Origin of the sequence: Bacteroides faecalis (assembly GCF_003865075.1) — a bacterium.
Lineage (GTDB): Bacteria > Bacteroidota > Bacteroidia > Bacteroidales > Bacteroidaceae > Bacteroides > Bacteroides faecalis.
The window spans coordinates 16,536-31,552 of the sequence record NZ_BHWB01000002.1 but is presented as its reverse complement, the minus strand read 5'-3'; the positions used below and the strand labels follow the sequence as shown (position 1 = coordinate 31,552).

The following is a 15,017-nucleotide window of genomic DNA, read 5'->3' as shown; positions in this document are numbered from 1 at the left end:
TTCCGTCCGCTTTCTCCTTGCCACGTCTGCCTTTTGTTCCCTTGTTCCCTCCGTGTGGAAGGTATCGTAAAAATCCCCCGGAAGCGAGAAGCCCCAAGGCTTCAAACAAAAGGGAAAAGAATTGAAACTTATGGCAATCAGACTTATTGACAGAAGCGAGAAGGTACTCTACAAGGGCAATGTTTACGAACTCACCTTGTATTGGGACAGAGAAAGTATCGGCAGGTGCTTTTGCGGTATGCCCCCTTTTCTTGCATATATCCGAAAGGACGGCATCAACTTCGCCACCATAGATTGCACTTCAGGCAGGAACGACTGCTTTTTTGTGGAGAAGTTCAAGGAGAAGTTCTTCGTCAAGGCGGAGTGGCAGGTACGTTTCGCCAAGGACATCAACACCATTCCTTTCGTGGAACTGCTTAAAGGATTGCCTTTATAGACCTGATGATACTTTAATTCCATAACATTAAAAATACGGACATATATGAAAGGAACAGAGCATTTCAAGGAAATCATCAAGAACTATCTTGACAATAGGGCAAAAGAAGATGAACTCTTCCGTGCCAAGTACGAAACGACAACACGCGCCATTGACGATGTGGTGAACTATATCTTTCAAGAGGTGCAGAAATCCGGTTGCTGCGGATTTTCAGACATGGAGATATACTCGCTGGCAGTCCATGCGATAGATGAGCCGACGCTGGAAATCGGCAAACCGCTGAATTGTTCCGTTGTGGTCAATCACCATATAGAACTGACCGAAGCTGAAAAGGCGGAGCAACGAGCCATTGCCCTCAAACGCTACCAAGAGGAGGAAATGCGCAAGTTACAGCAGCGTAACAGCCGACCCAAAGCGGTCAAGGCGCAGGAGAACAAACTACCCGAACTCTCACTGTTTGCAGGAATGGAACTATGAAACCGAGAAGTAAATTTGAAAGAACGGTGACAGCCTCCAACGAGAGGCTGAGCACCATCGGCTCTAAAGTCGTGGAATGGGCAGTCAGAAAAGTGTTGAGCCACTATGCTTTCCGCACTTCGGGACACAAGTGTACTTGTGGGGATTGCGGAGAAAAGTTTGACTACAAGGGAAAAGGCAAGTCCGTCCGCTGCCCCCATTGCGGACACCGCTTGCAGGTGGTTGACACGCTGGTGCGCAACAAAGCGGAAGCGGGTTATTTTTCTACCCTTGAAGCCATAGACGGACTACAAGTGCAGCGTGTATTCTTGTTGAAAGCTCATTACAAGAAAGGCAGTCCGATGAGAATGTACTCTATGGAAGTGTGCCGTCTGTGGCTCAATGCACAAGGCAGGATAGCACTCACTTCAAGAAACAGAACGATGGGATATTATAGGGACTGCTTCAACTGGGCATCATCCATTGAACTGAAACAAATCTGTGATGTGCATTGGATTATCTCCGATACCTACGTCTATCCTCATTATGCAGCCATTCCCGAATTAAGGCGCAACGGCATGGCTGGCAGGCTTCCCGACTGCCACCCGATGCGCTTCATGCAATCGTTGCTTTCCGACCACCGCATGGAAACGATGACCAAGGCGAAAGACTGCAAGGCGGTTGCCTATTTCGTCAGCCACACCTTGGAACTTGACAGATGCTGGCAGTCCTACAAGGTGGCTACTCGGCATCATTACAGACCTGCGGACTACGGAATGTGGTGCGACACCATCCGTCTGCTTGAAAGATGCGGCAAGGACATCCGCAGTACCAGATACATCTGCCCCGTCAATCTGAAAGAGGAGCATGACCATTGGTTGAAAAAGGTGAACGCAATGGAAGAAAAGCGGAGGAACAAGGAACAGATGGAGAAAACCAAGAGGCAGGAAGCGGACTTCTATCGGAACAAGTCCTGCTACTTCGGTATCGTCATCCGTGATGAAGACCTTGAAATCTCTGTACTTGACACACTGGAAGCCTACCGGATGGAGGGGGAAAAGATGAAGCACTGCGTTTTCCGGTGTGAATACTATGCCAAGACGGACAGCATCATTCTTTCAGCGCACGACCTCAAAGGCAACCGCATTGAAACGGTGGAGTTCTCTACGCGCCAAGGGAAAGTGATACAAAGCCGTGGTATATGTAATTCCAATACGGAATACCACGCCAGGATTGTCAAACTGGTCAATGACAATGCTCATCGCTTCTTGGAGGCAAGGAAGTCGTTAGCATAAACACCTTGATTTTGCTCTGAACTCCGTCCTGCGCAAGAAAGCGTGGGGCGGAATTTGGAGCACAAAGAACATGGGGCAAGAGGCTTTGTCTAGAAAGCAGTAAAGTAAAGATGAAAAAGAAAACTTATCAAATCATACCGGCAGGATTTCTACTTTCGGTCGTTCCTCTTCCTGACCCAATGCGGTTGTTGTCGAAAACAGTCCTGTAAGTAACAACCTGCAAATATGATTTGATTCTGTTTCATCTCTCAATATAAAGCCTCGTATTGCATGGCGATATGCTTCCACGTATACCTTTGTTGGGCAATATCTTTCATGGGGATTCCGTCCTTATCCTCGTGCAACAGTTTTATCAATTCTTTACAATCTTTGAAATAGTAGGCTTTGTTTTCGGTCGTTTCGCGATTATAGACCACATCAAATGCTATTATCGGTTTGCCAAATGACATGGCTTCAACAAGTGACGGGTTTGTACCGCCGGCACTATGTCCATGAATATAACACTCACATTGATTGCGCAAGGCATACAGTTCATCAAGGTCATAAACCGAATCAACCAAATGAATATTCCGATACGAACCATATTGTTTTTTCAAGTTACGGCTGTAATCACTACGGTTCCAATTTCCGACAAAGACCAGATTCTTGCCACTTTTGGCAAAAGCATCGCAAAGGACATGGCTGTTGTTTTCCGGTTCAATCCGACATACACTGATGGAATAATCATTCGCTTTGACTCCATATTTGTTTAGAATCTCTTGTTGCCGCTCTTCCGATACCTCCCTTTGCGTATGGTCGCCCCCGTAAGCTATCAGTTCTGATTTTTTTCCATACGTTTCCATCACATAGTCCTGAATACCCTTGTTATCGGCAACAATCACGTCCGCGAATCTGACAGCCATAGCTTCACTGGTACGCAGAAACCATTTGGTAAATTTACCCCATTTTGCTCGTTTGTGTTCCAGACCGTCAATGTTCACTATAATTTTCTTTCGGTACAGCAGTCTGAAAATCGGTAAAAAAATACATCCCGAAACACCTAAAATGACAACAGCATCATACCCCCGTAAACATTTCAGCATTGATAAAATATCGTAGGGAGTGCTCTGCACGCCATTGGCATGGAACAATGGGATATATTTCAGTTGAGCACTTTTGTAAGTGTCAAGTCGTTTGGTATAATCCTTGCCACTGCAAAAAACGGTATAGCAAACTTCCGGAGAACAATTATCACCGATAATGTTTTCCACCAAAGTCTCGAAGCCACCATACTTTGCAGGCACTCCTTGTATGCCCACAATAGCAACTTGTTTCATAAATCTTGTATTATTTGAAAATTTCGGCAATCTTGCTTATCATACTTTCCTCACTGAATGACTGAGAGTATTTTTGAGCGTTGGTTGCCATCTGTTGATAACGATTCCGATCAGACAATAAAAGCTTGATATGTACTTCTATTTTCTCTAAATCTTGTACATCAATCTTATATCCATTTTTACCATCTTCCACCATTTCTGCGATACCGCCTTCTGTCGGAACGATAACTGGAAGCCCGGAACTCATGGCTTCTAAAGCCGTAAGCCCAAATGTTTCAATGAACTTATGCTTGTCGGAAAGATTCAGTACAAGAGAGGCTTTATTATAAAGTGAAGCCACATCGTCTTGTCTTGACAAAATTTTCAACTTGTCTGTTTTATCCATTATTGGAAAGAATGTGTATTATTTTATCCAATGTATCATACGGATTATACCGTGCTGAATACAATATGGCATTGTCAGATAACTGGGAATAAAGTTTTCCATCTTCAAACATCTGCCGGATTTTGCCTTCTATGGCATTCAGATTTTGTACATCAATTTTATATCCGTTCACATCGTCTTCCACCATTTCTGCAATACCACCCACTGTCGGAACAATAACAGGAACTCCGGTACTCATGGCTTCAAGAGGAGTCAGACCGAAAGTCTCTACGGCAAATTGGGGATTGGTCAAATTGAGAACTAACGATGTTGAATTATAAAAAGGAACGACATTTTCCTGGCGGGCATAAATCGTCAGATTACCCCCCCCCCTTAATATTTGTTAAATTATTGTCATGCAGATACTTGTCAATATTCTCTTGGGTATCATTGATTACCAAAACAAATTTATATTCTGGTAGTCTTTGGGATAATTGTATAAATTCCCGTGTCCCCTTATAATCTTTCAAAGAAGACAGCATCAAGACCGTTTTCCGCTCAAAAGCCGCCTCCGGTGCATATATAAGTTTATCTGTAAATTCCTTAGGCAAAGCATTGGGGATAACTGTTACTCCATGTGTGCGCTTCAGAAATGATGCCTGGTATTGGGAAACGCAAATAATCTCATGCGCCAGCTTTTGCATCAGAGTTGCCAAAATCTTATAAAAAGCCCCCTTGACGAAAGCGTTTTCATGATAGTGATAGACAACACGCTTTCCCATCAATCGACCTGCCAATGCCGGACCGACAGGCAACAAGGTATTGATATAAAACACTACGTCCTTACAGAACAGCCAACGGAAAGACAGAAAGAATGTATAGAGCTGCACCAGGCAATAACGCAACATTGTAAGCAAGGCATTGTTTGAAAACTTGTATGGATAAGAATGCTTATGCAAATTTTCATAGTGCAACAGCTCATCCAATACCCCGCCTTTGGAAGACACCAAATCTATTTGGCAGCCTTTCTTCAACAAACCGTCCAAGACCATCTTCAAGACCTTGGGACTGCCACTGTAGTCATTGAAGAGGTGAAAACAGATAATGTGTTTCATATTCTTGATTTTATTATTTTTGCAGGCACACCACCTATGATAGAATATGGCGGTATCGTTCCGCGTACAACAGCTCCAGCAGCTACGATACATCCATCACCTAAATCCGTTCCATCTAAAATAGTGGCTTTGGCTCCAATCCAGCAATCCTTGCCAATCTTGATGCCTTTACGATTTACTCCCTGTAAACGTATAGGAATATCTCTTCGAGTGAAATTGTGATTTTCTGAATGTAGTGAAACAAAATTTCCGAAAATTGTATTATCTCCAATTTCAATACCACCGGCACAGCCCCAAAATCCATGCGTACCCAATCCCACGTTATTACCAATCTTCAATCCTTTGCCAAGAGATTTTAAAGAACCGCTACACTCTATTGTGGTATTCTTGCCGATGGAAACATTATTTCCAAAACAAATTCCTTCCACTGACAAAGCATCGATGTAACAATTACGGTCAATAGAGAGATTACCATGTAAAGTTATTTTGGAAGGGCATTTTATTTTAGATGAATGATGTATAAACACACGTCCGAACCGGTGTATTTTTATTGTTCCAATAATAAGCATTGTGAAACGCATCCAAATCAATGTGCATATATATGCTATTGGAATTTGCTCATCCAACGTAAATTTTTCTCCTTTAATCTTAGTGATGATAGCATTAATTATTTTCCGAAACATTTTTGAGAATATATTTTATAAGTGTAGCCCAAGTTCCCATACATTCTTTAATTCGTTCATTAAGAATGCCATTATCCCGATTCAAATAGAACTCGAAGATCATCAAGAGATATGACAGATAGAACAAATCCGCTTTGTCCGTATCCTTAAAGAAGAGTTCCCTAATGCCCTTATACTTCAGATATATCTTTTCTGCATTTGCATACTTGTTATAAAGCATCTCTTGTGTAAAAAAATGGAATAAATCATGAAATGGAGTATATGAACACTTAAAGTACTCCAAATCAAAAGCGAAGAATTTATCCTGTACGATGAAACTATTCCAAGGAGTAAGATCTCCATGGGACGCACAGAAATACTCAAACGAATCTTGATTGGCTTTCACCGCTTTAATTCCATCTCTTAATGTGTTCTGCATACCCTTATCTTTCAGTAAAGATAAATGCTGTATCAGTTTATTTAGTGACTTGGCAAAATCACTATCGCTAAAAGGAATACTTAATTTTGTTTTGGTATTAACTTCCTTTACAAAGTCATATAGTTTTTTATTTGTATAGGTAGCTAACTTTACTTTATTCTCCCGACAAGTTGTTTGTACAAAAGCTCCTATATGTTGATTAAAAGGTAGCTTGCCACAAAATAAGGAGATTGGAACATTCTTGATGTCTTTACCATGAAGATACGTCAAACTTTTGCTTTCTTCATAGAATAACTCCATGACACATTTATTGTCGGTTAATTTACAATACCCTAATACACGTTTCCCTTTGCTGATCAGCAATGTCGGTTTTTGATGATAACCGGGAGAACCACAAAAGATTCCGAAATTACAATGGGAGACTCTAAATATATCGTCAACAAATTCTTGAAACTCTTTCGAGAATTGCAATTGGACGATTTTTGCGTGTATAATATGCAACAGAAAAGGAAAATGCTTGATTATTTCAAAGAAATATGCAACAATTTTACCTTGAATGGAAGATGGCTGAAACAAGGACAGATGTACACTGCTATTCCGCAGTGGGATATACCATCGTTGTCCTACGCTATTTTGCAGTTTAACATATTTTTCTCCTTGACCTTTTTTACAGATAGCGTCTAAAACCGATTGATTCATTTTTTACTGACATTGGCTGTCTAATTTCTCAAATACTTTTTCCATAAAATCTCCTTTAGAATCCCAATTAAAGATATTACGAATACGCTCACGAGCCGCCTGACCCAAACGTTCACGCAATTCGGGATTTTCTATGAGTTTTATAATTGCTTTAGCCATATCCTTAGGCATTTGTTCGGGATTAGTTACCGGCAAACGTATCGCACAACTATCATCGGTTGAAATTGCCATTCCAGACCAGTTAAGGCAGATTATAGGCAGACCAACTGTCATGGCTTCAAGTAATGTGAGATTACAAGCATCCTTCAATGATGGAGTAATGAATATATCCCCTTGCTTCAGTTGGTTTAGAACCTCCTGACGTGGCATATGCTTAAGGAATGTGATCTTATGAGGACAGGTTTTCGCTAATTGTTTTACTTTCTCCAGTTCAGGACCTTTCCCTACCATTACGCACTCAACATCATATTCTTTTGGTACAAGATTCAACGCTTGTACGATACAAATCACATTCTTTAATGCGATAAAACGAGAAGTAGAAACAATCCGAATAGTTTTGTTTTTGCTATATTCCGCCTTGTTCTCAAAAAAATCTGGTTCAATGGCACCATCGGTCAAGTAATCTATTTTGTATTGGAAACGTTTAGAAAACAGTGCGGAAGTTTGTTCTGTACGACATAGTATGGCTTTACTGCGATGCGCTTTATAGAGAAAGAAAGGATTAATATGTGCTGTCCCATTCATGAGAATCCTTATAAACTCTACACAAAAAAAGTAAGGTGACATTTTAGTTAAAAATGAATGTGGCACTCCTTCACCACCTCCGATAGGACCATATATAAATGGTATGTCGAAGTATGGCAAAAAAGTAGGCAGCCATACATTTCCAAAAGTAAGATGCATTGCATAGTCAAACTTTATTTCTTTTTTCAACTTACGTACTACGGATGTAATACCTAATTGCCACAAGAAATAGTAAAGATGCATACCCCGTTCCTTACGTTTATAAAAGCGCATCCAACGAGGTGTATCATAATAATGAAAAGTAATATTTTCTGCTACCTCTGTAGGGTAATGCGCCTCTATTTTTTCACGCAAATTACTTCGGGTAATAATGTGAACTTTATTTCGTTTTGCCATTTGCAGGGCGATATTCCACCCTACCGCTGCCTCACCGCCTTCTATGGGCTCGCAAGAATAGGCTGATACTAGAATTGTTTTATTCATTTATTTAAATTGATTGTTTTATTAATAATAACAGCTATCTATGTGTAATAGCTAATGTTACTTTTTGGCTTATTGTTCCTAATACAAGTGATAATATCAAGGATAAAATCAAGAAGCACCAATTGTTCAATTCAAAAAAAGATAAGATGCTAAAGGAAATTCCTTGAGTCAGATATATTTCATAACTGTATTTCTTTAGTAGTTTCGCCAATTTGAATGATTTGACATTGATGGTTGAGAATAACCCGATAAAAGCAATCGTCCAAAATGGTACAGCAAAAAATGCAAATCCGGGGAACAAAGATGAATTATGAATATATGACAGACATATACATCCCATTATGATTAGAAGCTGTTTTACCCCCCCCCCCCAGATTGTTAATATATCTTAACATCTTACTTTCGTTATCATAGTAAACTATTCCGAGTAAAAAAGCGATGTTACTAACAAAACTTGAACTATCCCAACCTATTCTTTGGAAAATTACTGTAATCACAAGCAAAAAAGCACAATAGGCGATACAAAAATTTATTTCATTTTTGAGATGTCGACGAATAAAATAATACGAGACATACAAAAGGAGAATTACAATTACAAACCATGAATATGGTAGTATCAAATTCCCGTGAAAAATAGCATTTTTACACAGATGTTTGAAAGTTCCCCAACCATTACAAGACAATAGTACATAAATGATTATTGGCAGTATAATAGGGAGTAATATCGCTTTTGTTCTATTTTTTAGGCACTTAATATCCATTTGATTGTGCCTATACTTGTATTGTAATCCATAGCCACTTATAAAAAAGAATATTGCCACGATATATGGACCACTCCAACGAATATCATCAAAGAAGGTATTCTGACAGAAAAAGGAACAATGACCGGCGATTATCAAAAAAGGGAAAAAGGCTTTAAGAAAATCACATCTTTCTTTGGATAGCACTAATGTTTCCTTATTCCTAAAAAGCAATAGTAATATGAAAGTTAAAATGAAGAAAGTAATCATATACAAGCTTTTCTATATTCATTGACTAATGCCTTTACTGCCACTTCCCAATTAAATTGCTTCTGGTATAAATTTTTAGCATTTGCAGATAATTGTTCTCTATCATCTAATCGGCTTATTGCAGATCTAATTCCTCGACTTAAATCAAATGCAGTTGGTTCCACCATTATAAAAGCATTGCTATTATTAAAATAGGACATATGAGAAGTTCGTGTTACAATCGTTGGCAAGCCCAGTGCTAATGCTTCCATTACAGAAATACCTACAACATCTGAATAGGCAGGATGTATATAAAAGTCCAAATCTAAGAGAGTTTGTATTTTCTCTTCACCATACTTTCCCCCTAAAAATTTCACGTTCCCTTCTATATTTAGTTCCTTTGCCAGCTTTTGAAGTTTCGTCACATTGCTTGTAATGGGACCAATCAAGCATAATTCAACTTGCTTTTTTACCTCATCCGGTAATAAGGAAACAGCCTTGATTAAATTGTCGATATTTTTTTCAACAGACAGACGACCTAAATAACCAAATTTAATTTTTCTCCTTTCTTGATGAACAACATATTGATACTTATCATAAGTGTCTGGATCAACCCCGTTGGTCACAACAAAGATATTTTCGTTTTTACAAAAATGATAGATATCTGTTGATTCTTCTCGCGTAAGAGCATGGATACCGGCAGCGTGTTCATATAAGTTTTTTTGCCAAATCTTATGATACAGAAGTTTTATCAAATAATTTGATTGTTTTAAACGATCCATAGCATATCCACAATGAGCCGTTATGATATAGGGCTTACCTATCGTTTGAAGGTAATGCCCTAATTTTACATTTTTCATGTTCCAAACTCCATGCAAATGTACTATATCAATTTCTTGAATTATTCCTTTTATATAGGTGAAAGTTTCCGTGTTAAATTTCTTAAAGCATTCAACCTCAAATTCTTCACGTTGAACTTTTTCATAAGCCGTTGTCATTGAGCTACTAACACCTACTACGTGTACTTCATGCCCGGCTCTGCTTTGATATTTTGCAAGTCCATGTATAACCTGGTTTACGCCATTGGCTCTATCAGGATTTGCTTTGCCTAAGATAAAATGTAAAATTTTCATTTAAAACACGTTTGTTGATTTGATATAAGCTATTTCTTAAACTTCATGTAGTAACTTATATCTTGTTTAAGAATTTATCAAAGATTATCTTTATTGCTTGTGTTGTCATTTCATCAACAGATTGACCGGCATCAATATAGACGACATTAGAACAGAGTGATTCAATTTTATTAAATTCATCCAATTGGCGTTTGATTTCATTTAATTCAAGTTCTTGCTTGCGTTTATAAATAACATCAGCCTCTGTATTTAACACAAATACAATTTGTGGTTGAATAACCATACGTGCAAACATTTTCCTCATCCAATACGGCAAACTAATACGAGCACGTTTTGGGTCAACAACAAAGTCAAATATGTAACGGTCAAAAATAGTATATCTTTCAGCTTTAACTTCCTTGCGAAGCAGATAAGGCATACCGATTAAATAGTCCACCCAATAATAAGTCATTCTAATGAATGAAGAAAGTTTCCCTGCAGGTTTTGCTCGATGTGGCTTAGTAAAATCAGTGTCCTGTTTCATAACTCCGGCCTTTTCGCCTACTGCACCCAAGTTGGGTAAGATCAATGGCCTAAAATGATGGATACAAAAACGCCCCTCATCTGATACATAATACCTTCTCAACTCTGTAACAAGGCTATCGATAAAAGTCGTTTTCCCTGTTCCATCGGGAGCTTCTACTGCAATGAATCTCCAAAATTTCCTGGGACACAAAATTACACGATGAATTTTTCCACAAAGGAATCTCGTAATTCCTTTAATCGTATAAAAAGGTCTTTTCAAAAATATTCTTTTCATTGCTCCCTTTTCATACTTGTACGCATTTTCAATAATCGAATCAAAATCTGATTTATTCAGTGAATCAATCATTTTACGACCAAGTTTATCTCCCCAAAAGGATAAAATCTCTTTATCTATGCCGTTTTTGAACAATGCGTAATTATTGGCAATAGTGGTACGGTACTTGTTTTTCAGACACTTATATGCCACTATATTCTGAACCAATAGCATTATTGTGTCCATCGTTTTGTTGAGCACATAAAAGCCATTGTATTTTTCTACATTCTTGTATAATTTTTCAAACGAGAAAAATTCAAATCCTTTATAGACTTCATTTTCGATAATATCTATATGAATGCCAAAGTGCTTTTTATCATCCATAATATACCAGCAACGCATACGATCGAATTGTGTTATCTGATAATAATGGATGTCAAACATAGCCATCACTTTCAATAAAATCTTTTCTGTTTGGCTATATGCTTTAGGCTTAATTACAATATCAATATCTTTACCCAAATTTTGTTCAGGTAATTTTTCGTAATTCCGAAGGATGAAATATTGTACATCTTCGTTTTCTAACTCACGAAACAATGTTGATGTGAATTCTATATGCAGGTTAGTCCATTTATGAATTAATTCCATTTTAACGAATGTATTTATATGTGTATAGTATTGTTAGTGTCATCCATACAATTTGATTATTGAATCCACCATAGGAGAAAATTATCAAGAACCATATTAGTAATGACACTAAATTTCTAGGGATGTAACAAATATTCAATGAAAAAATCCACCAAATAGCAGCGACAATAACACCGTAATTTATCCATAAAAAAAATGAGCCGGATTGTCCTTTGGTGAAACCAGGAAGCGGTTTTATGATTTTTTGGTCTGCATCAATTCCATAGCCAAACCAGTCTGATTTTGAAGTTATTCCCAAAACTTTTGCAGCTTGAATTGTTGGAACAATCCTACTTCCTCCACTTCCATCTGCACGCATAATTTTTTCTTCATCTAATGTTAATGTAGCTGCAATAATTTTCTTTGCACGTAATACAGATTTATTCTCAGATACAAAAAATACAGCTGTAAAAACAGTAAGACAGACTGCGATTGTTGGTAATATTTTTTTAAGATTTATGAACTTGGCGAAAACCACCCACATGAATATAAATGCAGTTGCACTCCCCATTGTACAAACGCACCATAAGAAAGAAAGCCAAACATATTTTGAGTTTTTAAAACTTTTCTTTAAGGATAATTTATCTCCCTTATTTTGCTTTTCTTCACAGCACACGAACAGATACATTAATACTGGGATAATTCGTGCAGAATGAGACGGCTCACTCATTAGTGAATTTAGTTTCCATGGTTCCTTTATGGAATAATTGCTCAAATTGAAAATAGGAAGTCCTGTTAACACACAGAATTGTTGTATTATGAGAACCATGCAATAAGCGTAAATTAGTAACTTTAATATTCTTAATAAATCGTTGTTGCTATAGGTGCTGTCAGACAATACTCTAGTAAAAGCCATGAAATACAAGCAAAATATACACGAATATAGCACTGTACTCCATCTCATTGTTTCGGGATGCCCTAATAGAGGAAATATAATCATACAAAGGCAAAGCGAAATAAGGGTAAAATCAATCTTGGATATGCGAGTAGGATTATTTATGAAAATAAATGGAATTAATATCGCCATTGCTAATATCAACAACAGGTTCTTATTATCGTCTGCAAGAGCAAAAGCAGGCGATACAGATAATGTTATAATGATAAAATCAACGAGTGTATTATGTATTTTTAATTTATCCATAACAATCAGTAGAACATATATTGAAGATGTTTTGAAAAAAGTAAAAGATTCAGCTTTAATCTGCCATATCCGCTATATTTGCGTAAATAATAGGTGCGGGATTTGAAGAGAATCTTCATCCTTGGTTTTATCGCCCCTTTTTGACTTTCTATATGCTGATGAACTGCTTGTGAATCGTTCAGATAATACATCTTTTTATTGCTGAGTTTTACTTGCTTTGCAAGGATGGATTCTTCTGAGTACAGGAATACATTCTCGTCGAAAAAGCCTATATTTTGCATAAAGTCCATCCGAAGTAGTAAACAACAGCCACTGACTTTTTCACAATATCCAGATTGGGTAGAATCACATAGATACCATTTCTTCGATTTCCTGTTTCGCATAATCTCCCTAAACCAAAATAGCTCTTCACTATAAGTGGCTTCCCTTTGAGGATTCAAGTGTCTGCCGTCTGGATTAACAATATCGCTTGCACAAACAGCTATGGTATCATCTTGTTCCATCTTTGTGACCAACTTTTGGATGTAGTCCTCTTGTGGAAACTCCATATCGGGATTAGCAATCATAGCATATTTATAGCCTTTTTCGGCAGCATAGCGCAAGCCGATATTATTTCCGGCGTTGTACCCCCGATTTTTTGTCGCTGGAATAAATGTACAGCCTTGCTTCTGGCACAACCTTTCTACATCATTTCGGTCATCCTCACGGGAACAATTATCCACGATGATGATTTCCAATTCCACACCCTGCTGTCGTTTCAGAAACGAGACGCACTTTCGGCAGTCGGACGCAGAATTATAGTTGAGAAGTATAACAGGTACTCTCATCTTTTTATATATTTTGAAATAATAGATTTAATAGATGTGATATAGACATTATTTTTGACTATGTACGACAATGTAAGATGACAATACATCAATGTAAGTATAAAGCCTAATGAAAAACCGATCCAAGTATCTTCTATGGTTTTTGATATAAAAAAGTAGATCAGCAACATCGGTATAAAAGAAAACAGATGCTTTACCAAGTTCGCAAAGAATGCAATATCGTGATATTTCTGTTTAACGAAATAAAGAGCTGTAGTCATTACCGCTAATTCACTGACAAACCAGACAATTGACGAACCAACGCTTTCAAGTTTGGAAACAAGCAACACATTTAACAGGATGCTACACGTCGCACCTATAATTGAATTTACAAACACTTGCTTGTCTGAGCGGCTTGGCATAAGAATCTGTACAATAAGAATCTGTTCCAATCCAACAATTAACATCAACGGCATTACTAACCTCATGGGAAGAACTGCTCCCTCATATCCATTTCCAGCGACTAAATAAACCAACTCATTGGCATAATATTCCGAAAAGAAGATACATGGGAATACAAATGCGAAAAGCAAATTAAACGAATTTTGTAATAGTCGCTTGATATCTTCTTGCTGCTCAGACTGCATCAACGAACTGATACGTGGCATCATCACAAGTGTGAATGAAGAGTATAGAGCCAGTATAATGTTTTCTATTTTAGTGGCAGTGGTGTAATATCCGACTTGAGTGTCACCGCAGGTCATTCCCAAATAAACGGTGTTGAAAGTAGTATATAAAGAAGTCAGTATTAACTGAGAACCCAAAAATATCAATGGCTTTACATAAGGTCGAATTAATGATAAGGGTTGGAAAGTAAATCTGACAAACCTCTTTCCATAACTCCAATTTATCACTCCATTGGCGATAATCATTGCAGAGTATATCAAAAAGTATTTTGTGTAATCATCACAGGTACGGACAAATACAAATATCGATATGACATACGCCAAACGAACAAATAAGGTTCTTATCGTAATATATTTAAATTCTTCCAGACCACGGAAAAGCCATTCAACGGCAAATGTTCCAAAAAAGATTTGTGTTGCGCCTATATAGAGTAAATTCCTGTATTGACTGAAGTTCGGAATGGTTTCTATTGACAATATATATAGGACTAAAACTATCGCAGTAAAAAGAGCATTCAGTGAAAATAGCTGGGAAAATGTCTGATTTAATTTAAGTTTATCACCATTGCATTTTGCGATTTCTCTTACACCAAGAGTTGAAATTCCCAACATACTAAAGAGGCAAAAATACTGCACGATACTTTGTACATAATTACAGATACCAATATTAGTTACCCCAAGTACACGTGCCACGTATGGGTATGTAATAAATTGGAATATATACAGAGACGTGGTTAGAAAACCACTATACAGTATGTTTTTCTTTAACCCCATATATTTGAATTATG

Annotated in this window: 16 protein-coding genes; 3 read left to right on the top strand and 13 right to left on the bottom strand. The window is 37.7% G+C overall.

Annotated features, from left to right (window positions below; all coding sequences use genetic code 11):
* Window positions 1-130 precede the first annotated feature (130 nt).
* From EJF25_RS02840 to EJF25_RS02830, 3 genes are read left to right on the top strand one after another with little or no spacing between them, the layout of a single operon-like run.
* Window positions 131-436, top strand: coding sequence for a hypothetical protein (locus EJF25_RS02840; RefSeq protein WP_125039954.1), 306 nt, complete (start codon window positions 131-133; stop codon window positions 434-436).
* Window positions 437-481: 45 nt separating this feature from the next.
* Window positions 482-913 carry a PcfK-like family protein gene (locus EJF25_RS02835; RefSeq protein WP_125039953.1) on the top strand — a complete coding sequence of 144 codons (432 nt, stop codon included), beginning with the start codon at window positions 482-484 and terminating at the stop codon, window positions 911-913.
* The gene (locus EJF25_RS02830; RefSeq protein ID WP_125039952.1) at window positions 910-2,187 is read left to right on the top strand and encodes a PcfJ domain-containing protein; all 1,278 of its coding nucleotides are present in this window, start codon (window positions 910-912) and stop codon (window positions 2,185-2,187) included. Before EJF25_RS02835 ends, EJF25_RS02830 begins: the two co-directional genes overlap by 4 nt.
* Before the next feature lie 248 nt (window positions 2,188-2,435).
* On the opposite strand, the gene EJF25_RS02825 is transcribed toward EJF25_RS02830, so the two are convergent.
* From EJF25_RS02825 to EJF25_RS02770, 13 genes are all read right to left on the bottom strand, one after another.
* Entirely contained in the window at window positions 2,436-3,503 is a 1,068-nt protein-coding gene (locus tag EJF25_RS02825; RefSeq protein WP_125039951.1) for a DUF1972 domain-containing protein, read from the bottom strand.
* A gap of 10 nt (window positions 3,504-3,513) precedes the next feature.
* Window positions 3,514-3,888 (bottom strand): glycosyltransferase, encoded by a 375-nt coding sequence (locus EJF25_RS02820; RefSeq protein WP_125039950.1) that lies wholly within the window; start codon window positions 3,886-3,888, stop codon window positions 3,514-3,516.
* Entirely contained in the window at window positions 3,881-4,180 is a 300-nt protein-coding gene (locus EJF25_RS25365; RefSeq protein ID WP_370685689.1) for a glycosyltransferase, read from the bottom strand. The genes EJF25_RS02820 and EJF25_RS25365 overlap by 8 nt, the downstream gene beginning before the upstream one ends.
* Window positions 4,181-4,247: 67 nt before the next feature.
* On the bottom strand, window positions 4,248-4,982 hold the full coding sequence (locus EJF25_RS02815; protein WP_235016691.1) for a glycosyltransferase: 735 nt from the start codon (window positions 4,980-4,982) through the stop codon (window positions 4,248-4,250).
* Window positions 4,979-5,665, bottom strand: a complete 687-nt coding sequence (locus tag EJF25_RS02810) for an acyltransferase (RefSeq protein WP_125039949.1) — start codon at window positions 5,663-5,665, stop codon at window positions 4,979-4,981. Before EJF25_RS02810 ends, EJF25_RS02815 begins: the two co-directional genes overlap by 4 nt.
* The gene (locus EJF25_RS02805) at window positions 5,646-6,782 is read right to left on the bottom strand and encodes a hypothetical protein (protein ID WP_125039948.1); all 1,137 of its coding nucleotides are present in this window, start codon (window positions 6,780-6,782) and stop codon (window positions 5,646-5,648) included. The genes EJF25_RS02810 and EJF25_RS02805 overlap by 20 nt, the downstream gene beginning before the upstream one ends.
* A gap of 3 nt (window positions 6,783-6,785) precedes the next feature.
* On the bottom strand, window positions 6,786-8,009 hold the full coding sequence (locus EJF25_RS02800; protein WP_125039947.1) for a glycosyltransferase family 4 protein: 1,224 nt from the start codon (window positions 8,007-8,009) through the stop codon (window positions 6,786-6,788).
* Between the two features lie 308 nt (window positions 8,010-8,317).
* Window positions 8,318-9,019 carry an acyltransferase family protein gene (locus tag EJF25_RS26495; RefSeq protein WP_125039946.1) on the bottom strand — a complete coding sequence of 234 codons (702 nt, stop codon included), beginning with the start codon at window positions 9,017-9,019 and terminating at the stop codon, window positions 8,318-8,320.
* Window positions 9,016-10,131 (bottom strand): glycosyltransferase family 4 protein, encoded by a 1,116-nt coding sequence (locus EJF25_RS02790; RefSeq protein ID WP_125039945.1) that lies wholly within the window; start codon window positions 10,129-10,131, stop codon window positions 9,016-9,018. Before EJF25_RS02790 ends, EJF25_RS26495 begins: the two co-directional genes overlap by 4 nt.
* 55 nt (window positions 10,132-10,186) lie before the next feature.
* Window positions 10,187-11,431 carry a nucleoside/nucleotide kinase family protein gene (locus tag EJF25_RS02785; protein ID WP_125039944.1) on the bottom strand — a complete coding sequence of 415 codons (1,245 nt, stop codon included), beginning with the start codon at window positions 11,429-11,431 and terminating at the stop codon, window positions 10,187-10,189.
* A 127-nt stretch (window positions 11,432-11,558) separates the two neighbouring features.
* Entirely contained in the window at window positions 11,559-12,737 is a 1,179-nt protein-coding gene (locus tag EJF25_RS02780; RefSeq protein ID WP_125039943.1) for a hypothetical protein, read from the bottom strand.
* A gap of 5 nt (window positions 12,738-12,742) precedes the next feature.
* Window positions 12,743-13,564, bottom strand: a complete 822-nt coding sequence (locus EJF25_RS02775) for a glycosyltransferase (RefSeq protein WP_125039942.1) — start codon at window positions 13,562-13,564, stop codon at window positions 12,743-12,745.
* A complete protein-coding gene (locus EJF25_RS02770; protein WP_125039941.1) occupies window positions 13,561-15,003 on the bottom strand; it encodes a flippase in 1,443 nt (480 codons plus the stop codon). The genes EJF25_RS02775 and EJF25_RS02770 overlap by 4 nt, the downstream gene beginning before the upstream one ends.
* Window positions 15,004-15,017 lie beyond the last annotated feature (14 nt).

Coding starts and splice junctions, on each gene's coding strand:
- EJF25_RS02840 (WP_125039954.1), top strand. CDS start 131: ATGGCAATCAGACTTATTGACAGAAGCGAGAAGGTACTCTACAAGGGC.
- EJF25_RS02835 (WP_125039953.1), top strand. CDS start 482: ATGAAAGGAACAGAGCATTTCAAGGAAATCATCAAGAACTATCTTGAC.
- EJF25_RS02830 (WP_125039952.1), top strand. CDS start 910: ATGAAACCGAGAAGTAAATTTGAAAGAACGGTGACAGCCTCCAACGAG.
- EJF25_RS02825 (WP_125039951.1), bottom strand. CDS start 3,503: ATGAAACAAGTTGCTATTGTGGGCATACAAGGAGTGCCTGCAAAGTAT.
- EJF25_RS02820 (WP_125039950.1), bottom strand. CDS start 3,888: ATGGATAAAACAGACAAGTTGAAAATTTTGTCAAGACAAGACGATGTG.
- EJF25_RS02815 (WP_235016691.1), bottom strand. CDS start 4,982: ATGAAACACATTATCTGTTTTCACCTCTTCAATGACTACAGTGGCAGT.
- EJF25_RS02810 (WP_125039949.1), bottom strand. CDS start 5,665: ATGTTTCGGAAAATAATTAATGCTATCATCACTAAGATTAAAGGAGAA.
- EJF25_RS02805 (WP_125039948.1), bottom strand. CDS start 6,782: ATGAATCAATCGGTTTTAGACGCTATCTGTAAAAAAGGTCAAGGAGAA.
- EJF25_RS02800 (WP_125039947.1), bottom strand. CDS start 8,009: ATGAATAAAACAATTCTAGTATCAGCCTATTCTTGCGAGCCCATAGAA.
- EJF25_RS26495 (WP_125039946.1), bottom strand. CDS start 9,019: ATGATTACTTTCTTCATTTTAACTTTCATATTACTATTGCTTTTTAGG.
- EJF25_RS02790 (WP_125039945.1), bottom strand. CDS start 10,131: ATGAAAATTTTACATTTTATCTTAGGCAAAGCAAATCCTGATAGAGCC.
- EJF25_RS02780 (WP_125039943.1), bottom strand. CDS start 12,737: ATGGATAAATTAAAAATACATAATACACTCGTTGATTTTATCATTATA.
- EJF25_RS02775 (WP_125039942.1), bottom strand. CDS start 13,564: ATGAGAGTACCTGTTATACTTCTCAACTATAATTCTGCGTCCGACTGC.
- EJF25_RS02770 (WP_125039941.1), bottom strand. CDS start 15,003: ATGGGGTTAAAGAAAAACATACTGTATAGTGGTTTTCTAACCACGTCT.